Here is a 21,238-nt window from a genome sequence, read left to right as displayed (position 1 = left end):
TAGCCGATCTCCCGCCGGTGGCCGCGTCTCCTCCCGGAGGCGCGGCCACCGCGCACTCCGGGCGGATCAGCGCCGGGCGCTTGGCGCGAAGAGGCCCTGGCCGTCGTCGACCAGCCGGGCGTGCAGGTTCTGCAGCAGGCCGACGGCCAGCATCGAGGCGAACATCGAGCTGCCGCCGTAGGAGACGAACGGGAGCGGCACCCCGGTCACGGGCATGATGCCGAGGCACATCCCGATGTTCTGAAACGCCTGGAAACCGAACCAGCAGGCGATGCCCGCGGCGGCGAGGCGACCGAACGCGTCGGTCGAGCGGACGGCGATCCGCAGCGCCCGCCAGATCACGATCCCGACCAGCACGATCAGGGCGCCGGCCCCGATCAGCCCGAGCTCCTCACCGGCGACGGTGAAGATGAAGTCGGTGTGCTGCTCGGGCACGAACCCGGCCCGGGTCTGGGTGCCGTGGAAGAACCCCTGTCCGAACGCTCCCCCGTTGCCGATCGCGATCCGGGCCTGCTCGGTGTTGTAGCCGGCTCCCTGCGGGTCGAGCGACGGGTCGATGAACGCCAGGAACCGGTCGATCTGATAGGCCTTGAGCACGCCGGCGGTGACGGCGAGCGTCACGCCGATCGCGCCGGCCGCCAGGATCCCCAGCAGCCACTTCCGCGGGGTGCCGGCCGCGGTCAGCACGGCGAGCACGGTCGCGGTCAGGACCAGGGTGGTGCCGAGGTCGGGCTGGAGCAGGATCAGCCCCATCGGTACGGCGGCGACGGCCAGCATCGCCACCACATCGCGGCCGGTCACGACCCAGGTGCCCCGCGAACGCTCGGCGTAGACCAGCGCCATCCCCACGATGACGGCGAGCTTGGCGAACTCCGAGGGCTGGAGCGACATCCCGCCGACCATCAGCCAGGACTTCGAGCCGTTGACCGTCGACCCGGCGACGAGGACGAGCACCAGTCCGACGATCGCGCCGAGGTAGATCGTCGGCGCGAGGATCCGCAGGCCTCGCGGACCGATCAGCCAGGTGCCGGCCATCAGGACGGAGCCGAGCAGCACGTTGGCGAGCTGCTTGCGCAGGTAGAGCGCCGAGTCGCCGCCGGTGAGCACGTCGCGGTGCGAGGTGGCCGACCAGACCAGCAGCACCGACGCGACGGCGAGCGCCATCACGGCCAGCAGCAGGAACCAGTCGATCCGGCGCCAGCCGGGGGTGCGCCGGGCGAGCCGGCTGACCGAGCGGACCGGGATCTGGGTGGCCATCAGTTGTTCACCTTGCCCGTCGAGGCCGGCGGCAGGATCGCGCCGTCCTGGGTGAAGGTCGGCAGGTCCTTGGGCGGAGTGGTGCCGGCGATGGCGGCCTTCGAGCTCTTCACGCTGCCGGAGTCGGAGACGCCGTACAGCGCGTCCCAGATGTGCCGGACCGGCTCACCGGAGGTGCCCGAGCCGGTGCCGCCCTGGGTGATCATCATGACCACGACGTAGTTCTTGTCGTAGGTCGCGACCCACGAGGTGGACTGCTTGTTGTTGACCTCGGCGGAGCCGGTCTTGCCGCGGACGTGGATCTTGTCCAGCGGGAAGTCGGTGAACTTCCAGGCCAGGGTGCCCGCCTTCGGGGTGCCGAGCAGGGCGTTGTTGACGTAGTCGAGCGCCTTCTTCGAGACCGCGACCTTGCGCTCGAGCTTCGGCTTGATGGTCTGCAGGACGGTGCCGTCCTCGGAGACGATCGCCTTCCCGACGGTCGGGGTGTAGAGCTTGCCGCCGTTGGAGAGCGCCGCGTAGGCGCGGGCGAGCTGGAGCGGGGTGATGATCGTGTCGCCCTGGCCGATGGTGAAGTTGGCCGAGTCGCCCTGCCGGAAGTAGTTGCCCTCGAGGCAGAACTCGTGGGCGTAGACCTTCATGAAGGCACTGTCGGCGGTGCCCTTGCGGTCCATCTCGCAGTAGGTCTCCTTGTTGGCCTTGAAGTAGCCGTCGCGCCACGAGCGGTCGCCGACGCGGCCGGCGGACTCGCCGGGCAGGTCGACCCCGGTCGGCGAGCCGAAACCGAACGAGTGCGCCGCGGCGGCGAGCGGGTCCTTGGCCTTCGCGTTGGCGGGGTCGGAGCCGTACTTGTTCCAGAAGTGCAGGCCGACCCGGTAGAAGAACGTGTCGCAGGAGATCTCGAGCGCCTTGCCGAAGGTGATGTTCCCGTAGGAGGCCGACTCGTAGTTCTTGAACCAGCGGTTGCCGATCTGCAGGCCGCCGGTGCAGCCGAGTGTGGTCGAGGTCGGCATCCCGCCGGTGATCGCGCCGGTGGTCATGATCGGCTTCCAGGTCGATCCCGGTGCGAACTGGCCCTGGGTGGCGCGGGGCAGCATCGGCTCGCCGGACTTCTTCGAGGTCAGGGCCTTGAGCTGCTTGGTGGTGATCCCGCCGACCCAGACGCTCGGGTCGTACGTCGGCTGGCTGGCCATGGCCACGATCCGACCGGTCTTCGCCTCCATCACGATGGCCGCGCCCGAGTCGGCCACGTAGTTTTTGTGCGTCACCTTGTCGTAGGTGTTGCGCGCGGTCGTGATGCCGTCGTGAAGCTGCTTCTCGACCGTCGCCTGGAGCTTGGCGTCGATGCTGGTCACGAGGGTGTCCCCGGCCTGCGCGGCCGTGGTGGTGCCGGCGCCGGTGGGTCGGCCGAGCGAGTCGACCGGGACGGTGTTCTCCCCCGGCAGGCCGCGCAGCCAGTCGTCGTACTCCTTCTCCACGCCGGCACGCCCGACGGCGGAGGTGGCGTTGACCGACGGGTCCTGGCTCTTCCGCGCGGCGGCGTACTCCTCGGCCGTAACCGGCGAGAGGTAGCCCAGCACGTGGGCGAGGTTGACCCCGTAGGGCTCGGGGTAGGCGCGCACCGACTGCTGCTCGGCGACGACGCCCGGGTAGTCCTCGGGCTGCTCGAGGATCGCGAGGGCGACCTTCTCGGGGACGTCGCTGGCGATCGGGACGGGCTCGTAGCGCGAGCCGTTCCACTTCTCCAGGGCCTTCGTGATGTCGTCGGTCGCGACCCCGGTCGCCTTGCTCACCCGGCGCAGCACCTCGGGACGGTCGGGGGCGTCGAGCTGGGCGAGGGTGTTCTTGTCGACCGAGATCACCCACGCCTTGCGGTTGGTCACCAGCGGGCGGCCCATGTCGTCGACGATCAGGCCGCGGTCGGGCTGGACGGTCACGTCGCGCACCGACTGCGACGCGGCCTTGGCCTGGTAGGTCGGGCCCTGGTCGACCTGCAGCCACCACAACCGCACGAGCAGGGTGGCGAAGAGCGAGAAGACCAACGCCTGCAGCACGATGAGCCGCAGGCGGGAGGTGGTTCCGGTGGATCCGGGGCGGGCCGGGTTCACGGTCCTGCTCACGGTCGGGCGACCTCGACGCTGGCCAACCAGCGGTAGGTGCCGAGCACCGGCGGCGCCACGAACGGGGTGGCGATCACGTCGGCGACCAGGCCCAACAGGACCGGGGTGAGCAGGTCACCGACGTCGAGCGGAGGGTCGCGCAGGATCAGGCCGGACAACGCGATCACGCTGCCGCCGACGAAGCTGCCGGCGGCCGAGGTCGCCAGCACGGTCGGGATCGTCAGGCTGCGGCCCTGCTCGTCGAGGGCCTCCCGGACCCGGCCGGCGAGGAAGCCGACCAGCAGCAGCGCGAGGGCCCAGCGGCCGGCGAGGTGCTCCGACGTCGGAGCGAGGTCGACGAGCAGCCCGGCCGCGAAGCCGAGCAGGAGGCCTTCGCGGCTGCCGAGGGCCAGGCCGAGCGAGACCACGACCAGGAGGACGAGGTTGGGCACGACGTCGTGCCAGGCGAACGCGGTCAGCACGCTGGTCTGGATCAGCAGGGCGATCATCACGAACGCCATCCCGACCGCCCAACCGGTGAACTGTCGTGCGGAGGCGTTCATCGGAGCTTCCCGTCGACGTCGAAGATCGCGCGGTCGCTCTTGGTCCCGCTGGGTACGGCGATGCCGACCAGGTCGAGCGCCGAGAAGTCGACGTACGGAGTGAGGCGGACGCGCTGGGTGGAGTCACGGACGCTGGAGTAGACCGAGTCGACCACGCCGATCGGGATCCCCGACAGGTACGGCGCCCCCTTGCCGCTCCCCCAGGTGACGACCGAGTCGCCCTGGGCCGGGACGTCGCTCTGGTCGATGAGCTCCATGTCGAGGGTGCTGTCGTTCTTCAGGCTGCCGTCGCCGTGCACGAAGCCGACCTCCATCGAGGAGCTGATCCGCCCGCCCACGACCGAGTCGGCGTCGACGATCAGCAGGACGGTCGCGGTCGAGCTGGTCACCCGCAGCACCCGGCCGACGAGTCCCTCGGCCGCGACCACGGTCATGTCGGCGCTGATCCCGGACGTGGAGCCGGCGTCGATCGTGATGGTGCGTTCGAAGCTCTGCGCGGGGCCGTAGCCGATCACGTGGGCGGGCACGACCGCGTAGCCCAGGTTCTCCGCCGCCGAGGCGAGGCCGTCGTAGGCCTCGAGACGGTTGCGGTCGAAGTCGGTGGTGTTGAGCCGCTCGTTCAGGCGGGCGTTCTCGCCCTTCAGCGTCGAGACCTCCGAGCGCAGCGAGCTCTGCGAGCGCACCCACTCCGGGACCGAGGTGATCGGGCGCGCGATCGTCGCGGTGGCCGACTGGAGCGGTCCGACGACCTCGCCGACCGCGCGGCGGACCGGCGTCAGGACGGGGCTGGTGAGGTCGAGCACGATCAGGACGGCACAGGCCAGCAGCAGCGCGAGCACGGTGGCGCGGCGCGGCCCCGTGGGGACCGGCTCGAGCTGGCCGCGACGGTTGATCCGCTCCGGCTTCGCGCTGGTCGGGCTGGTCAGGCTGGCCGGAGTGGTCGGAGCCGTGGACTCGGTGCTGGGCGGTTCCTCGATCAGCGTCATCCGACGCTCCGTTCGCCGGCCATCTGGATGGAGCGCAGCAGGACGGCGTCGGTCAGCGCCCGGTGGGCACCGCGCACGACGGCGTACGTCGGGGTGGGAGCGACCAGGACGGGCACCTTCAGCTCGTGGCTGAGCAGGAGGTCCAACCCGGGGAGCTGCGCTCCGGCGCCGGCCAGGACGATGCCGTGGTCCACGACCCCGTCCCGCAGGTCGGGCAGGGCGTCGAGGGTGCGGGCGATCGCCTCGGCGATGTCGGCGACGGGCTCGGCCATCGCGTGCCGCAGGTCCCCGCCGCTGACCGGGAAGGTGCGCAGCTCGCCCTCAGGCGTGGTGGCGCCGATCTCGAGGGTCGCACCGTCGCAGAGCGGCCAGGCGGTGCCCATCTCGAGCTTGAGGTCCTCGGCGGTCTCGGCGGTGATCACCGCACCGTGCTCGGAGCGCACCCAGCCGACGATGGCGCGGTCCAGGTCGGCTCCGCTGACGCGGGCCGAGGTCGAGGCGACGACGGCACCGAGGCTGAGCACACTGACCTCGGTCAGGCCCGCTCCCAGCGTGACGACCATGGTGCCGCTGGGACGGTGGACCGGCAGGCCCGCGCCGATCGCGGCCATCAGCGGCGCGTCGACCAGGGTGACCTGACGGGCGCCGGCCTGGTGGCCCGCCTCGCGGGCGGCCCGGCGCTCCACGGCGGTGGTAAGGGCGGGGACAGCGAGCAGCATCCGCGGTCGGGCGAGGTAGCGCCGCTCGTGGGAGCGGCGGACGGTCTCGGCAAGGAGGGCTACGCAGGCGTCGAAGTCGGCGATCACGCCGGCACGCATCGGGGTGCTCAGCTGGCCCGGGCCAGCGAGGGGGCTGCGGGTCGGCAGCACGAACGGCACGTCCGCGTCCCGCGGGAAGACCCGCGTCGCCAACGTGCCGAGATCGACCGCGAGATCGCGGCCGAGCATGGGGTTCGCCTTCACCATGACCTGCACCGTGCCCTGGGGAGAGGGGAAGAGGAACGCGCCAGGACTACACGCTCACGTCGAGGCTAAGCGGGGCGACGGCGCGGTCCCGGCCGGACACGCCGTGACGGATGGGACTGGTGGGATTTCCCGACTTGAGGGTTCGGGGCGTCGACTTGAGGGTTCGGGGCGTCGACTTGAGGGTTAGCGCACCGGAAACCTCAACTCGGCGCCCACAAGCCTCAAGTCGGCGATGGGGTCAACTGCGTCCGAGGAAGGTCTTCGGGGCGCCGAGGACGGCGGCGACGGTGAGGGCCGAGCGGGGTTCGAACGGCTGGCGCCAGAGTCCGCCGTGGACCGCGGAGCCGCTGAAGAGCGTCTCGGGGTGGGACTGGGTGTGGTCGGTCTCGTCGAAGACGTCGGCGACGAGCTTGGCGGCCATCAGCGCGGCCGAGGTCTCGGCCGGGAAGATCTCGACGCCGAACCGACCGGCGCCGTGGTAGGCCGCGGCGAGGGCCTTGTTCTTCGTCACCGAATGCGTCCAGGAGGCCGGGGCGACGGTGCTCGAGGTCCGCCGTCCGGCGTGCCGGTTGAGCACCCCGCGCCAGCGCTGGATGCGCTTGGCCAGCGCGTAGTTCGGCCCCTGGATGTCGATCAGGGTGTCGTTCACGCCCCAGGGGGTGCCGGTCTCGTCGGTGTAGGTCTCGGCGTAGGCCGGCGCGAAGAGGCGACCGCCCGAGGCACCGTGGGCGACCCGGGTGAGTCGACCGTTCCACTCCCGCTGCTGCATCCGCGCCCGCGCCTGGGTGACGACGTCCTCGGGGACGAGGAAGGTGTCGGTCGGCGTGTTGAGGTAGGCCAGGACGGCGTCGGGACGCACGGCCAGGTCCTCGGCGAGTACGTCGGCGGCGAGGGTGAGCTCGACGTGGGCGGCGCCGTCGGCGTAGACGAAGGTGCCGAGCAGCGGGGCTGCTCCGTCGGCCCAGCGCTCGGCGAGCCAGGGCCGCAGGGTGGCCAGGTCGGCCGACAGGTGGGCTCCGGGCACGGCGGCGGAGGGGGCCTGCGGGGACTGCAGCCGGCCGGCGCCGAGCGCCGCGGTGCGACTGATCCGGTCCCACACCGCCGGGACGGCGACGTCGACCGCGGTGATGTCGGCACCCCAGCGGCTGAGCCAGGGCAGCGGACCCATCGCGGCACCGGCGCCGAGGAGCACGGCCTCGTGCCCAGGCAGCGAGAGCCACTCCGGGTGGGCGAGCACGCGCTCGATCGCGGCGGCGAAGCCGGGCTCCATCTGTCCGCCGGAGACCCAGGTCTCGAGCTGGCGCCGGAGCGTGTCGCCGGCGAGGAGCTCGCCGTGGAAGGGCACCTCGACCCGGTCGAGTCGCTCGCCGGTGCCCTGGACCGTGACGGTGTCGACCTCGGCTCCAGCGGGCCGGTGACCGGCGGCCGTGCCGGTCTGCCAGGTGTCGAGGGCGACCTCGTCGCCGGCGTCGTCGCGGACCACGGCACGGGAGCGGGCCGAGGCCAGCCCGTGCTCACTGATCAGCAGCGACTCCTTGGCCGAGGCGGCCAGGGCGGTCGAGCGGAGCAGGAACTCCATGTAGTCCTTGCGCCAGGCGCGGCTGGCGAGGACGGCCTCAGCCAGTGCCGCGTCGCTGGAGCGCACGGAGTCAGCGATCACCGCCGCCCCGAACCGGCTGGAGCTTCGGCTCCCCTCGACGGCGGGGAGCCGGACTCCTGTCCGCTCCGACGCCGTGCCCTGGACCTGCGATCCCTCGTTTCCCACGCTTCCGATCCTGCCGAATCGAGACATCAGGGACAAAGCCGGGATCCGACAAAGTCGACTGCGCCGACCGGTGGATTCCTACAACGCGCGTTTCAGACCAGGCGGCGGCGCCCGGTGCTGAACATCCGGACCGCGTCGGGGTCGACGTCGACCCCGATCCCGGGGCCGGTCGGGAGCTCGACGTGGCCGTCGACCAGCTCGAACGGGCGGGTGATGTCGGTCTCGAAGTAGCGCCGGGTGGCCGAGGTGTCCCCCGGCAGGGTGAAGCCGGGCAGGGCCGCCAGCGCGAGGTTGGCGGCACGACCGATCCCGGTCTCGAGCATCCCGCCGCACCACACCGGCAGGCCGTGCTCCAGCGCCAGGTCGTGGATCCGGAGCGCTTCGAGGTAGCCGCCGACCCGGGCCGGCTTGATGTTGATGATCCGGGTCGCGCCGAGCGTGATCGCGGCGGCCGCGCTGCGCAGGCTGACGATCGACTCGTCCAGGCAGAGCGGCGTCGCCAGCAGCGGTGCCAGCGCGGCGTGGCCGAGCAGGTCGTCCATCGGCAGCGGCTGCTCGATCAGGGTGAGCCCGAAGGCGTCCAACCGGGCGAGGTGCCCGGCGTCGGCGAGCGTGTAGGCCTGGTTGGCGTCGACCTGGAGCATCAGCGCGTCGCCGTACGCCTGCCGGACGGCGGCCACCGGTTCCAGGTCCCAGCCGGGCTGGATCTTGAGCTTGATCCGCAGGTAGCCGTCGGCGAGGTAGCCGCCGACCTGGTCGAGCAGCTCCGCCACCGAGCCGGGGATCCCGATCGAGACCCCGGCCGGCACCCGGTCGTGGACGGCGCCGAGGCGCTGCCCGAACGACACCCCCGCTGCGCGCAGCTCGGCGTCGAGCAGGGCGGTCTCGACGACGTGCTTGGCCAGCGGGTTGCCGCGGACCGGCTCGAGGATCGCAGCGACCCGGTCGGCGCTCAGGTCGGGAGCCTCGAGGAGGCGCGGGACCAGCTCGTCGGCGACGAGCAGCTCGCAGCCGCTGAGCCATTCCTCGCTGTAGACCGGCTCGACGTCGGCGCCGCACTCGGCCCAGCCCTCGGCCTCCCCGTGCTCGGTCGTGACACCGATCCGGAGGACGAAGGTGTCCTTGAACCGGCTCAGTCCACGACTGGTCCGGAAGGGGGTGACGAGCGGGATCTGGAGCCGGGTCAGCTCGACGTGCTCGATCCGCATCGGCCGACTCGCGCGCTCAGGCCCCGGCGGGCGTGAGGTGGTACCAGCTGGAGCGGCTCACCCCGGTGGCGACCAGGCCCGAGGCGAAGGCGTCGAGGAACTGCTCGCGGACCGCCTCGCGCCACTCACTGGCCTCCCCGGCCCGGAGCCGACGCAGCGCGACGATGTCGCGCGGCACCCGCACCCAGCGGGACTCGCCGTCGGCGCGGACGAAGGGTTCCCCGTCCGGTCCGGTGGCGATCGCCGACCCGCCCAGGGGGAGCTCCTCGGACTGCGGCTCGACCCGCAGGTCCCAGACCGCGACCAGTCGATCGGCCTCGTCGACGCCGTTGATCTCGTCGGTCATGACGCCGTAGAAGGCGGTCTCGTACTCGCTGGCGCGAGCGCCGAGGACGCTGAGGTTGAACCGGGCGTTGCGGGCCACCAGCGGGTCGAAGGTCCAGCGGATCTCCTCGATCCCCCGCGCCAGCGCCCAGTCGCGCTGGCGCAGCTTGATCGCGCGACCGATCCCCCGGTCCGAGGTGCCCGGGGCGACGGCGGCGATCAGCGAGTACGCCGACCCGCTGCCGCTGGCGGGAGTCAGGACCGCGGCGCCGAGGAGTCGGGATCCGTCACGGGCGACCGTGATCGCACCACCGGCGTGGACGAGGCTCTTCATCACCTCGCTGTGCAGCGGCGCGCCCTCGTCGGACTGCCCCCACACGTCGGTGAACAGCGTGGAGACCTCCCGGATGTCGGGCATCGCGTCGACTTCGAGGATCTCCATCGCCGACTACTCCTCGCTTCAGGCCAGGCCGGGGAACCAGAGCGCGATCTCGCGGGCCGCCGACTCCGGGGAGTCCGAGGCGTGCACGAGGTTCTCGCGCCCCGAGAGGGACAGGTCGCCGCGGATCGTGCCGGGCGTGGCGGCGCGGCCGTCGGTGGCTCCGTTGAGCCCCCGCACGACGGAGATCGCCTCGTCGCCCTCGAGGATCAGCGCGACGAGCGGACCCGAGGTGATGAAGCCCTGGAGCGGCGGGTACCACTCCTTCTCGACGTGCTCGGCGTAGTGGGCATCGGCCATCGCGGTGTCGATGCTGCGCTGCTCGAGCGCCACCAGGCTCAGGCCCTTGGCCTCGTAGCGGGCCAGGATCTGCCCGACCAGCCCACGCTTGACGGCGTCGGGCTTGAGGATCACGAAGGTCTGCTGAGTCATGGGAGGACTTTATCGACTCCGACGTCAGGCTTCGACGGCGGCGTCGTAGGCGGCGAAGGCCGCGGCTCGTTCGGCCTCGATCCGGCGGCCGAGGATGTCGGCCATCGCCCAGAGCAGCCCGAAGATGCCGCCGAGGACGAACATCGTCCCGACCACGAAGCCGAGCGCGACCGCCGCGACCTGGATCGCCCAGCCGAGGCGGTAGCCCCACGGGCTGCGCAGCATCCCGGCCGCGACCACGCAGGCCACCAGCAGGCCGACCCCGATCAGCACGGCGGTGCCGGCCGCGACGTCGTTGACGGTGATCATCACCGGCGTGGTCAGACCGAGGGTGATCGCCTCGAGGGACAGCACCGCGGCACACATCCCGCGGCGCGGGTTCTTCGTCCGCTCAGGATCGATCGCTGAGTCCAGGGGGGTGAGGTCGTTGCTCTGGTCGCTCATTTGGGTCCTCCGAGCAGGATGCGGGCTTCCCCGACGGTGACGACGGAGCCGGTCACGAGGACCGCTCCGGAGCTGAGCGAGTCGGTGGAGTCGCTCTCGGCCAGGGCCGCGGCGGCATCGATCGCGGTGGCCAGGTCGGGCACGACGCTGACCCGGTCCTCGCCGAAGATCTCCCGGGCCAGCTCGCCGAGCCGCTCGGCCCGCATCGCGCGCGGCTGGGAGTTCTGGGTGACGACGACGTGCTCGAGGTGCGGTTCGAACGCGGCCAGGAGGCCTTCGACGTCCTTGTCCCCCATCGCGCCGATCAGGCCGATCAGCGGACGGAAGGAGAACGCCTCCTCCAGCGCCTCGGCGGTCGCCTCGGCCCCGTGCGGGTTGTGGGCGGCGTCGAGCACGATCGTGGGCGAGCGTCGGATCAGCTCGAGCCGACCGGGCGAGGTGGCGCGGGCGAAGGCGTCGCGGACCAGCTCCTCACCCAGCGACTGATCGCCGCCGACGAAGGACTCCACCGCGGCCAGGGCCAGGGCGGCGTTCTGCGCCTGGTGCTTGCCGTGGAGGGGCAGGAAGAGGTCGTCGTACTCCGCGCGGAGGCCCTTGAGGGTCATCACCTGCCCGCCGACGGCGGTGGCGGTGGTCACGACCCCGAAGTCGCGGCCCTCGAGCACGATCCGGGCGCCGGCCTCGGCGGCCCGCTCCTCGATCACGGCGAGCACGTCCGGCGTCTGCGTGGCGACCACGACCACGGCGCCGGGCTTGATGATCCCCGCCTTCTCGTGGGCGATCGCGACCGGCGTGGTGCCGAGGTACTGGGTGTGGTCGAGGCCGATCGGGGTGATCACCGCGACGGCGCCGTCGGCGACGTTGGTCGCGTCCCAGGTCCCGCCCATGCCGACCTCGATGACGCCCACGTCCACCGGGGTCTCGGCGAACTTGGCGAACGCCATCCCGACGACGGCCTCGAAGAAGGACAGCGGGAACGCCTGCTCGGCGTCGACCAGGTGCATGTACGGGGCCACGTCGTTGAACGCCTCGACGAACTGCTCGTCGCTGATCGGCTCCCCGTCGATGCTGATCCGCTCGGTCATCCGCTCCACGTGGGGCGAGGTGAACCGACCCGTGCGCAGGTCGAGGGCACGCAGCAGGGTGTCGACCATCCGGCTGGTGGAGGTCTTGCCGTTGGTGCCGGTCAGGTGGATGACCGGGTAGGTGTGCTGGGGGTCGCCGAGGAACTCGGTGAAGGCGCGGATCCGGTCCAGCGACGGCTCCAACTTGGTCTCGGGCCAGCGGGACAGCAATGCGTCCTCAGCCTCACCGAACGTTGCCGCAGGTCGTGCCTGGGACGGGGAAGAGTCATTCATGTCCCTGCCAGTCTAGGATTTAGGGTCATGCGCGTCGAAGTTCCCGAGAAGCCCGTCCTGGAAGGTCTCGAGGCCAAGTGGTCTCAGGCGTGGAAGGACGAGGACACCTACGCCTTCGACCGCACCCAGCCGCGGGAGAACGTCTACTCCATCGACACTCCCCCGCCGACCGTTTCCGGGTCGCTGCACGTCGGTCACGTGTTCTCCTACACGCACACCGACCTGATGGCCCGGTTCAACCGGATGCGCGGCAAGGCCGTCTTCTACCCGATCGGGTGGGACGACAACGGCCTGCCGACCGAACGTCGGGTGCAGAACTACTACGGCGTCCGCTGTGACGCCTCGCTGCCGTACGACGCCGACTTCACGCCCCCGGAGAAGCCGGACCCCAAGCGCCAGATCTCGATCAGCCGGCCGAACTTCATCGAGCTGTGCAACGAGCTGGTCCAGGCCGACGAGGCGGTCTTCGAGGCGCTGTGGCGCACCCTCGGCCTCTCCTTCGACTGGAACCACCAGTACACGACGATCGGCAAGGACTCCCAGCTGGTCAGCCAGCGGGCGTTCCTCCGCAACGTCGCCCGCGGCGAGGCGTACCTGCAGAAGGCGCCGACCCTGTGGGACGTCACCTTCCAGACCGCGGTCGCCCAGGCCGAGCTCGAGGCGCGGGAGTACCCCGGCGCCTACCACCGGGTCGCGTTCCACGCCCCGGACGGCTCGGCGATCCACATCGAGACCACCCGTCCCGAGCTGATCCCGTCGTGCGTCGCGCTGATCGCGCACCCCGACGACGAGCGCTACCAGAAGTACTTCGGCACCACCGTGACCTCGCCGCTGTTCGGCGTCGAGATCCCGGTCCTGCCCCACGCCGCCGCGGAGCCCGACAAGGGCGCGGGCATCGCGATGTCGTGCACCTTCGGTGACCTCACCGACGTGGTGTGGTGGCGCGAGCTCCAGCTCCCCGTCCGCACCGTGATCGGCCGCGACGGCCGGTTCACCTCCGAGACCCCCGAGTGGCTCACCTCCGAGGCCGCACAGGCGGCGTACGACGAGCTCAAGGGCAAGACCGTCCACAGCGCGCGGGAGGCCGTCGTGGCCCAGCTCCGCGCGAGCGGCGACCTGGACGGCGAGCCCAAGCCCACCCAGCGGATGGCGAACTTCTACGAGAAGGGCGACAAGCCGCTCGAGATCGTCTCCACCCGCCAGTGGTACGTCCGCAACGGTGGTCGTGACGAGGCGCTGCGCACCCGGATGCTGGAGGCCGGCAACGAGATCCAGTGGCTGCCCGCCCACATGCAGCACCGCTACGACAACTGGGTCGGCGGCCTCAACGGCGACTGGCTGATCTCGCGCCAGCGCTACTTCGGCATCCCGTTCCCGGTCTGGTACTCCCTCGACGCCGAGGGCGAGCCGGACTACGCGAACCCGATCCTGCCCACCGAGGCCGAGCTCCCGGTCGACCCCTCGACCGACGTGCCGAACGGGTACGCCGCCGAGCAGCGTGGTGTCGCCGGCGGCTTCATCGGTGACCCCGACGTGATGGACACCTGGGCGACGTCGTCCCTGACCCCGCACATCGCCGGCGGCTGGGGCACCGACGACGACCTGTTCAACCGGGTCTTCCCGATGGACCTGTGCACCCAGGGCCACGACATCATCCGCACCTGGCTGTTCAGCCGCGTCGTCCGGTCGACCTTCGAGAACGGCACCGTGCCGTGGAGGACGGCCATGCTCTCGGGCTGGATCCTCGACCCCGACCGCAAGAAGATGTCGAAGTCCAAGGGCAACGTGGTCGTCCCGACCGAGATCCTGGACAAGTTCGGCGCCGACGCGGTCCGCTGGCGCGCGGCACTGGCCCGGCCCGGCCTGGACTCCCCCTTCGACGAGACCCAGATGAAGGTGGGCCGTCGACTCGCGATGAAGGTGCTCAACGCCTCGCGCTTCGTCCTCGACAACGAGTTCGGTGTCGGCGCGACCGAGATCAACAACCCGGCGATCTCCGAGCCCGTCGACGCCGCCCTGGTCAGCCGGCTCAAGGACGTCATCGAGCAGGCCACGACCGCGTTCGAGGCCTACGACTACACCAGCGCCCTCGAGGTCTCGGAGAAGTTCTTCTGGGAGTTCTGCGACGACTACCTCGAGCTGGTCAAGGAGCGCGCCTACGACACCGAGGGCGGGCTGGCCACGGATTCGGCCAAGGCGACCCTGGCGCTGGCACTGCACGTCCAGCTGCGCCTGCTCGCCCCGTTCCTGCCCTACGCCACCGAAGAGGTGTGGTCGTGGTGGGCCGGCGAGAACGGCGGCACGTCGATCCACCGGTCGTCCTGGCCCGAGGCTCTCGAGCTGGGCTCCGCCGCTGCCGCCGACGCCTCGCTGCTCAACGGTGTCGCCGCCGCCCTGGCCGGCCTCCGTGGCGCGAAGTCGCAGGCGAAGGTGTCGATGAAGACGCCGGTCTCGTCCGCGACCATCACCGGACCGTCAGCCCTGGTCGAGGGAGCCCGTGCGGCGACCGAGGACCTGCGCAAGGCGGCCCGGGTGAGCGGGGAGCTGAACTTCGTGATCGATGAGGCGGCTACCGACCTGGCGGTCAGTGCCGACCTCGCCCCGACCGAGTAGAGCCGTGCCGGCCGCGCTCGGAACCCCGAGCGCGGCTGTGCGAGGTCCGCTCCTTCTCCGAACGACGGGTCGAGTCCTTCGACCCGCCCTGCGAGACGTGCTGGGACGTGTACGCCACCAGTCCGGGGTAGGCCACGAGACCGTGGCGGTTGCCGCGTGAACGGCTCGAGCGCTCGCCCTTGCCCGGTCGGTCCGACCGGCTGGTGTCGCTCTTGAAGTCGTGGGAGCCGCGGTGACCGTTCGAGGACGTGCCCCTGTCGCCGTACCCGTGGTCGCGGTGTCCGTGGTGGCCGTGCCCGTTGCCGCGGCCGGCACCCTTGTCGGGGGTGGTGACGTCAGGAGTGGTGACGCCGGGAGTGGTGACGTCGGGGACGATCGGCGCTGCCACGGCCGGAGGCGTGACCGGCGTCGGGACCACGACCACGACCGGCGCAGCCGGACGCGGACCGTTCGAGGCCGCACCGGCCTTGGAGGAGTTCCGGGACTTCGACGTCGACGCGGCCGGAGCGTTCGAGGAGCTGCTGGCGGGCGTCGCCGTCGTCGAGTCGGTGCCGGTGCCGGTGGACGCCGCTACCGTCGTCGCGCCGCCCTGGCCGCGATCGGCCGCCGAGCGGAGCTCGATCGCCGCCACTCCGGAGCGGACCACGTCAGCGGGCGTCGGCAACAGGTGCGCGCCCGCGACCACGGACTGGGCGGGAACGGCGAAGAAGTTGCGCACGCTGTCGACCCGCAGGCCGTTGGCCAGGATCAGGGCACCGACGAAGGCGAGCGCGACGAACGCCATCAAGGGGCCACGCTGCTCCGTCGCCATCGACCCACCTCCAACCCGAGAATCACTCCACCATTCTCAGGGCAGAGACGGCTTCCGTGAACCACACGTTACCCAAAAGGGACGATCGGGCCACCGACCCGGGACCGAGGTCCCAGGTCAGGCGGACTTCTTCTTCGGCTTCTCGGTGGCCTCGGCGACCGGCACCAGCGTGGGTGCCTCCTCGCCGTCCACGCTGGCCCGACTGACGATCACCTTGGCGATGTCACCGCGCGAGGGGACCTCGTACATCACCTGGAGCAGCACCTCCTCGATGATCGCTCGCAGACCGCGAGCTCCGGTGCCCCGCTCGAGCGCCTTGTCGGCGATCGCCTCGATCGCGTCGTCGGTGAACTCGAGCTCGACCTCGTCGAGCTCGAACAGCTTCTGGTACTGCTTCACCAGCGCGTTGCGCGGCTCGGTCAGGATCTGGACCAGCGCCGGGCGGTCGAGCTTGTTCACGCTCGCGATCAGCGGGAGACGACCGATGAACTCCGGGATCAACCCGAACTTCGTCAGGTCCTCGGGCCGGACGTACTGCAGCAGGTCCTCGGCCTCCTTCTCCGCGTTGGTCTTGACCTCCGCGGTGAAGCCGAGGGTCTTCTTGCCGACCCGCTGCTCGATGATGTGCTCCAGCCCGGCGAACGCCCCACCGACGACGAACAGGATGTTCGTGGTGTCGATCTGGATGAACTCCTGGTGGGGGTGCTTGCGCCCGCCCTGCGGCGGCACCGAGGCGGTCGTGCCCTCGATGATCTTCAGCAGCGCCTGCTGGACACCCTCACCGGAGACGTCGCGGGTGATCGACGGGTTCTCCGCCTTGCGGGCGACCTTGTCGATCTCGTCGATGTAGATGATCCCGGTCTCGGCCTTCTTGACGTCGTAGTCCGCCGCCTGGATGAGCTTGAGCAGGATGTTCTCGACGTCCTCACCGACGTACCCCGCCTCGGTGAGGGCGGTGGCGTCGGCGATCGCGAACGGCACGTTCAGCATCCGGGCGAGGGTCTGGGCGAGGTACGTCTTGCCGCACCCGGTCGGACCGATCACGAGGATGTTGGACTTGGCGACCTCGACGACCTCGTCCTTGGAGTGCTTGCCCGCCATCGGCTGCAGCCCGGCCTGGACCCGCTTGTAGTGGTTGTACACCGCCACCGCGAGCGACTTCTTGGCCTGCTCCTGGCCGATCACGTACGAGTTCAGGAACTCGAAGATCTCGCGCGGCTTGGGCAGCTCGGCGAGGTCGACCTCAGAGCCCTCGGCGAGCTCCTCCTCGATGATCTCGTTGCACAGGTCGATGCACTCGTCGCAGATGTAGACGCCGGGTCCGGCGATGAGCTTCTTGACCTGCTTCTGCGACTTCCCGCAGAAGGAGCACTTGAGGAGGTCGCCTCCATCACCGATGCGAGCCACGATCAATCTCCTTCAGGTCAGACCAGTGCCGGGGTCTTGAGCGTCTCGAGAATCGAGTCGATCAGACCGTACGCCAGGGCGTCATCGGCGGTCAGGATCTTGTCCCGCTCGATGTCGTGGCTGATCTCCTCGACCGACTTGCCGGAGTGGTCGGCGAGCATCTTCTCCAGGAGCGAGCGCATCCGCAGGATCTCGTTGGCCTGGATCTCGATGTCCGTCGTCTGACCGAAGGTGCCCTCGGTGTACGGCTGGTGGATCAGGATCCGGCTGTTCGGCAGCGCCAGGCGCTTGCCCGGGGCGCCGGCGGCCAGCAGCACGGCAGCCGCGGAGGCGGCCTGGCCGATGCAGACCGTCTGCACGTCGGGCTTGATGAACTGGATGGTGTCGTAGATCGCCGTCAGCGCCGTGAACGACCCACCCGGGGAGTTGATGTAGATCGAGATGTCCTGGTCGGGGTTCATCGACTGCAGGCAGAGCAGCTGGGCGATGATCGCGTTGGCGACGTCGTCCGAGATCGGGGTGCCGAGGTAGATGATGCGGTCCTCGAAGAGCTTCGCCCACGGGTCGACGCGGCGGAAGCCGTAGGAGGTGCGCTCTTCCCACTGCGGGATGTAGTAGTTCATGGTGTTCTCCCTCAGCTCTGGGCCAGCGCCTGGGCGGCGTTGGCGTTGGTGACGACGTGGTCGACGAGGCCGTAGTCCTTGGCCTCCTCCGCGGAGAACCAGCGGTCCCGCTCAGCGTCCTCACGGACCTGCTCGACGCTCTTGCCGGTGCGCTCGGCGATGACACCGAGGAGCGTGGACTTGAGCTTCTTCGACTCCTCGGCCTGGATCTTGATGTCGGAGGCGGAGCCACCGATGCCGGAGGAGGTCTGGTGCATCATGATCCGGCTGTGCGGGAGCGCGAAGCGCTTGCCGGGCGTGCCGGCGCAGAGCAGGAACTGGCCCATCGAGGCCGCCATGCCGACCGAGATCGTGACGACGTCGTTCGGGATGTAGTTCATGGTGTCGTAGACCATCATGCCGGCGTCGACGGAGCCGCCCGGCGAGTGGATGTGGAGGTAGATGTCCGCCTTCGGGTCGGCGGCCGAGAGCAGCAGGAGCTGCTTGTGCAGCTTCATGGTGTTCTCGTCGCGCACTTCGCCCGCGAGGAAGACGATGCGCTCCTTGAGCAGACGATTGTCGAGATCCTCGGCGAGGAAGTTCATCTCAGTCACGGTGCCAACTTAGTCGGCGACCTCCCCACTTCCACGGGATCTCGGCCCCTGTTCGCCGACAGCAGAAGCGCGAGCGTCAGACGAGCCAGCGCAGGAACGCGTCGTGGAGTTCGGGATGGTTGGTCAACGGATGCTGGCGGGCGTCGACCTCGAACCGCTCCCCCGTCGGGAAGAGATCCACGACCGCACGTCCCGAGGGCCGGGCGCGGTGCCGGAACCACAGCAGGTCGCCGAGCCGGCGGCCCAGCGGGTGCGACCGGGTGGCGCGACGGTCGCTGATGACCAGGTGGTCGACGTGCTCGAGCACCGGCACGTCCAGCGTGCCGGGGGCGACGACGACGATGCCGGCCAGGGACTCGTCCAGGCGGCGCCCGAAACCCCCGGAGACGGCCTCCACGGTGGTCCCCAGGGACGGGGTGCCGAGGGTGATCAGCTCGGTGACCCGGGCGGTCCACGGCTCCGGGTCGAGCACCCGGACCCCGAGCGCCGACCGGGCGAGCAGGCCGGCGTCGCCGTGGGCGATCAGCACGATCCGTCGGACCGGGACCGGCCAGCCCGCGTCCAGGTCGTGGACCAGGCGGTGCAGCTCGAGGGCGGCCTCCCCCAGCGGTCGCCCGGCGTCGTACCGGATCCCGAGCGCGGACCAGCCGAGGACGTCGCTGAGCCGGTCGCCGTAGCTCCCGACCCGCGGGTCGGCACCGCGCGTCCAGAGCTCGTCGGTCTCGCCGGTGCCGCTCAGGAACAGGACCAGCCGGTCGGCCGGCTCCGGGAGCGCGGCGACGTCGGCCACCGTGAGGTCCGCACCGTGCCGCTGCAGCGCGACCACCGGGCGGGGCGGAACGAGGTCGCGTCCGATGACCTGGCCCAACGGGCTGGTCAGGGCGGCGACGGGCTGCCACATGGGGCGGGTGAGCCGGCGGACCAGATCACTCGCGGGCATACCGCGAGTATGCCAGAGAACGGCAGGACCCCCGCGGCGAGTCGCCGCGGGGGTCCGGGAGCTGCTGGGACCGAGGATCAGGCCTCGGTCTTCTCCTCGGCCGCGATCTCCTCGAGGACCTCGTCGATCTCCGACTCGTCGGCGAAGGAACCGTCGGGAAGCAGACCCTTGAGCACGACGACGTTGCCCTCGGAGTCGGTCACCACAGCGGCCTCGACGATCTGGGCGAGCGCCTTGCCGCGCACGATCTCGGCGGCGTACTCCTGGAGGTGGTGCGGGTGCTCCTGGATGTGGTTGAACGCCTGCTGCGGGTCCTGGCCGGAGTTCTGCGCCGACCGGATGATGTGCTGCGTCAGGTCGTTCTGCGTGACCTCGAACTGCTCCGCCTTGGCGACGTCGTCGAGCAGCATCTGCGCGGCGATGGCGTCCCGGACGCGACGCTCGAGGTCAGCCTCGAACTCCTCGACGGTCTGGCCCTCGTCCTCGAGGTACTTCTCCATCGTCAGGCCGGCCCACTGGAGCTGCTGCTCGAGCTGGCTGCGGCGCTGGGTGAGCTCGTCGGCGACGAGGCCGTCGGGCAGCGGGATCTCGACCTGGGCCAGGAGGGCCTCCAGCACGGCGTCACGCGCGGCAGCGGCCTGCTCGAGGCGCTTGCCCCGACCGAGACGCTCGCGGACGTCGTCCTGGAGCTCGGCGAGGGTGTCGAACTCGGAGGCGAGCTGGGCGAACTCGTCGTCCAGGGTCGGGAGCTCCTGCTCCTGGACCTGGTTGACCTTGACGTTGACGTCGACCTCCTGGCCGACCAGGTCGCCACCCACCAGGGTGGAGGTGAAGGTCTTGTCCTCGCCGGCGGACAGGCCGGTCGCGGCCTCGTCCAGACCGTCGAGCATCCCGCCACGGCCGATCTGGTAGCTGAGGCCGACGGCCTCGGCACCCTCGACGGGCTCGCCGTCCTTGGTGGCGGACAGGTCGATCACGACGAAGTCGTTGTCGGCGGCGGCGCGCTCGACGTCCTTCAGCGTGCCGAAGCGCTCACGGAGGGCCTCGACCTGCTCGGCGACGTCCTCGTCGGAGACAGCCACGGCGTCGACGGTCGCGGTGAGGCCGGTGTACTCCGGAACCTCGAACGCGGGCTTCACGTCAACCTCGGCGGTGAACTCGAGCGGGCCGTCGGCGTCGTACTTGGTGACCTCGACCTCGGGCTGGGCCAGCGGGGTGATGTCGTTGGCCTGGATGGCCTCGAAGTACTTCTCGTTGAGGATGTCGTTCAGAGCCTGGTCGCGGGCGGCACCGGGGTACTGGCGCTCGATCACAGCAGCGGGAACCTTGCCCTTGCGGAAGCCAGGGATGTTGATCTGCTTGGCGATCTGCTTGTAGGCCGCGTCAATGCTCGGCTTGAGCTCCTCGGCCGGGACCTCGACGGTCAGCTTGGCCCGGGTCGGGCTCAAGGTCTCGACGGCGCTCTTCACAGCACTGCTCCATTCGTTCGATGTACGTAGGGCGAAGATGATGAATCTCCGACCGTGCAACACTACCCGCGCCCGCCGCGTGCGACCTCATCGCGGCCCGGTTCCGAGACGCGTGGGGGTGGAGTGAATGCGGGCACTGGTGCTGACCGGTTCGGCGTGGGTCCTCCTCACGCTGCTGCGCCTGCTGCCCTTCTCCGGGGCGACGGCGGAAGCGCTCGAGGGTGCGCAGAGCGGCGTGCTGCTCGCCCTGGTCGTGGTGCACATGGTCGTGTACGGCGGGTGGGGAACCGTGCTCCGGTACGGCGGCGTCGCCTACCTGCTGGCGCTCGTCCTGGAGATCTGCACCGTCCACACCGGCTTCCCGTTCGGCTCGTTCGTCCACCACACCCCGGGGCCGCGCATCGCCGAGGTGCCGATCGTGGTCCCGCTCGCCTACGTCACCTACGGCTGGCTGGCCTGGACGCTGGCCCGGGTGATCGCTCCGCGCGGTCTCCTCCGGGTCGCCCTCGGCGCGGTCGTCCTGACCGGCTGGGACCTGGGCTACGACGCGATCGGGTCGACGGTGCTGGACCGCTACACCTACGCCCACCCCGGCGGGTTCATGGGCGTGCCGGTCTCGAACTTCCTCGGCTGGCTGTTCACCGGCGCGCTGATCATGGCGGCCTGGGAGGTCCTCCACCTGCGGCACCGGCACCGCCCCGACGGCACCCAGCCCCGACCGTTCTGGACCTGGCCGATCCTGGTCTGGGCGCTGGTCCCGCTCCCCCTGTGGACCGACTGGCTCGGCGCCGCCGACACGGTGATCCACCGTGGTGACCTCAGCTTCGTCACCTCCGACGTGTACGGCGCCGAGGCGGTCGTGGCCACGCTCGTGATGGGCACGGCGGCGCTCGCCGCGGCGGCCACCCTGGCCCGACGATCGGACCAGGCGAGCGCGGCCTAGAG

At 70.5% G+C, this 21,238-nt stretch carries 19 protein-coding genes; 2 read left to right on the top strand and 17 right to left on the bottom strand.

What is annotated here, in order from left to right; all coding sequences use genetic code 11:
• Window positions 1–66: 66 nt before the first annotated feature.
• The 11 genes from rodA to ACZ5J1_RS03080 all read right to left on the bottom strand — a co-directional run bounded on the left by rodA (window position 67) and on the right by ACZ5J1_RS03080 (window position 11,837).
• The gene (gene rodA / locus ACZ5J1_RS03130; protein ID WP_464562414.1) at window positions 67–1,257 is read right to left on the bottom strand and encodes a rod shape-determining protein RodA; all 1,191 of its coding nucleotides are present in this window, start codon (window positions 1,255–1,257) and stop codon (window positions 67–69) included.
• Window positions 1,257–3,374 carry a penicillin-binding protein 2 gene (gene mrdA / locus ACZ5J1_RS03125; protein WP_464562412.1) on the bottom strand — a complete coding sequence of 706 codons (2,118 nt, stop codon included), beginning with the start codon at window positions 3,372–3,374 and terminating at the stop codon, window positions 1,257–1,259. The genes rodA and mrdA overlap by 1 nt, the downstream gene beginning before the upstream one ends.
• A complete protein-coding gene (gene mreD / locus ACZ5J1_RS03120) occupies window positions 3,371–3,916 on the bottom strand; it encodes a rod shape-determining protein MreD (RefSeq protein ID WP_464562410.1) in 546 nt (181 codons plus the stop codon). The genes mrdA and mreD overlap by 4 nt, the downstream gene beginning before the upstream one ends.
• Window positions 3,913–4,902: a rod shape-determining protein MreC gene (gene mreC, locus ACZ5J1_RS03115; RefSeq protein WP_464562408.1), complete on the bottom strand. Its 990-nt coding sequence runs from the start codon at window positions 4,900–4,902 to the stop codon at window positions 3,913–3,915. The genes mreD and mreC overlap by 4 nt, the downstream gene beginning before the upstream one ends.
• Complete coding sequence (locus ACZ5J1_RS03110; RefSeq protein ID WP_464562406.1) at window positions 4,899–5,867, bottom strand: rod shape-determining protein; 969 nt, start codon at window positions 5,865–5,867, stop codon at window positions 4,899–4,901. Before ACZ5J1_RS03110 ends, mreC begins: the two co-directional genes overlap by 4 nt.
• 238 nt (window positions 5,868–6,105) lie before the next feature.
• Window positions 6,106–7,632, bottom strand: coding sequence for a hypothetical protein (locus ACZ5J1_RS03105; RefSeq protein WP_464562404.1), 1,527 nt, complete (start codon window positions 7,630–7,632; stop codon window positions 6,106–6,108).
• 92 nt (window positions 7,633–7,724) lie between these two features.
• Complete coding sequence (gene menC / locus ACZ5J1_RS03100; protein WP_464562402.1) at window positions 7,725–8,840, bottom strand: o-succinylbenzoate synthase; 1,116 nt, start codon at window positions 8,838–8,840, stop codon at window positions 7,725–7,727.
• 16 nt (window positions 8,841–8,856) lie between these two features.
• The gene (locus ACZ5J1_RS03095) at window positions 8,857–9,606 is read right to left on the bottom strand and encodes a hypothetical protein (RefSeq protein WP_464562400.1); all 750 of its coding nucleotides are present in this window, start codon (window positions 9,604–9,606) and stop codon (window positions 8,857–8,859) included.
• 18 nt (window positions 9,607–9,624) lie between these two features.
• On the bottom strand, window positions 9,625–10,035 hold the full coding sequence (ndk, locus tag ACZ5J1_RS03090) for a nucleoside-diphosphate kinase (RefSeq protein ID WP_464562398.1): 411 nt from the start codon (window positions 10,033–10,035) through the stop codon (window positions 9,625–9,627).
• Window positions 10,036–10,059: 24 nt separating this feature from the next.
• Window positions 10,060–10,479, bottom strand: a complete 420-nt coding sequence (locus ACZ5J1_RS03085) for a DUF4233 domain-containing protein (RefSeq protein ID WP_464562397.1) — start codon at window positions 10,477–10,479, stop codon at window positions 10,060–10,062.
• Window positions 10,476–11,837 (bottom strand): bifunctional folylpolyglutamate synthase/dihydrofolate synthase, encoded by a 1,362-nt coding sequence (locus tag ACZ5J1_RS03080; protein WP_464562395.1) that lies wholly within the window; start codon window positions 11,835–11,837, stop codon window positions 10,476–10,478. The genes ACZ5J1_RS03085 and ACZ5J1_RS03080 overlap by 4 nt, the downstream gene beginning before the upstream one ends.
• A gap of 27 nt (window positions 11,838–11,864) precedes the next feature.
• On the opposite strand from ACZ5J1_RS03080, the gene valS reads away from it, so the two are divergent.
• The gene (valS, locus tag ACZ5J1_RS03075; protein ID WP_464562393.1) at window positions 11,865–14,450 is read left to right on the top strand and encodes a valine--tRNA ligase; all 2,586 of its coding nucleotides are present in this window, start codon (window positions 11,865–11,867) and stop codon (window positions 14,448–14,450) included.
• Here the strand turns inward: valS and ACZ5J1_RS03070 are convergent.
• The 6 genes from ACZ5J1_RS03070 to tig all read right to left on the bottom strand — a co-directional run bounded on the left by ACZ5J1_RS03070 (window position 14,422) and on the right by tig (window position 20,293).
• Window positions 14,422–15,261: a hypothetical protein gene (locus ACZ5J1_RS03070; protein WP_464562391.1), complete on the bottom strand. Its 840-nt coding sequence runs from the start codon at window positions 15,259–15,261 to the stop codon at window positions 14,422–14,424. The genes valS and ACZ5J1_RS03070 overlap by 29 nt on opposite strands.
• 117 nt (window positions 15,262–15,378) lie before the next feature.
• Window positions 15,379–16,668 (bottom strand): ATP-dependent Clp protease ATP-binding subunit ClpX, encoded by a 1,290-nt coding sequence (clpX, locus tag ACZ5J1_RS03065; protein WP_464562389.1) that lies wholly within the window; start codon window positions 16,666–16,668, stop codon window positions 15,379–15,381.
• Between the two features lie 17 nt (window positions 16,669–16,685).
• Window positions 16,686–17,291, bottom strand: a complete 606-nt coding sequence (locus ACZ5J1_RS03060; protein WP_464562387.1) for an ATP-dependent Clp protease proteolytic subunit — start codon at window positions 17,289–17,291, stop codon at window positions 16,686–16,688.
• 11 nt (window positions 17,292–17,302) lie between these two features.
• The gene (locus ACZ5J1_RS03055) at window positions 17,303–17,875 is read right to left on the bottom strand and encodes a ClpP family protease (RefSeq protein ID WP_464564692.1); all 573 of its coding nucleotides are present in this window, start codon (window positions 17,873–17,875) and stop codon (window positions 17,303–17,305) included.
• A gap of 85 nt (window positions 17,876–17,960) precedes the next feature.
• Window positions 17,961–18,824, bottom strand: coding sequence for a lipase family protein (locus ACZ5J1_RS03050; protein ID WP_464562386.1), 864 nt, complete (start codon window positions 18,822–18,824; stop codon window positions 17,961–17,963).
• Window positions 18,825–18,901: 77 nt separating this feature from the next.
• Window positions 18,902–20,293, bottom strand: a complete 1,392-nt coding sequence (gene tig / locus ACZ5J1_RS03045; RefSeq protein WP_464562384.1) for a trigger factor — start codon at window positions 20,291–20,293, stop codon at window positions 18,902–18,904.
• 127 nt (window positions 20,294–20,420) lie between these two features.
• On the opposite strand from tig, the gene ACZ5J1_RS03040 reads away from it, so the two are divergent.
• The gene (locus ACZ5J1_RS03040) at window positions 20,421–21,236 is read left to right on the top strand and encodes a carotenoid biosynthesis protein (RefSeq protein WP_464562382.1); all 816 of its coding nucleotides are present in this window, start codon (window positions 20,421–20,423) and stop codon (window positions 21,234–21,236) included.
• Window positions 21,237–21,238: the final 2 nt, after the last annotated feature.

Source organism: Nocardioides sp. JCM 18999 (genome assembly GCF_055391175.1).
Note: the sequence above shows the minus strand (reverse complement) of the source record. Positions and strands in the feature narration are given on the sequence as shown.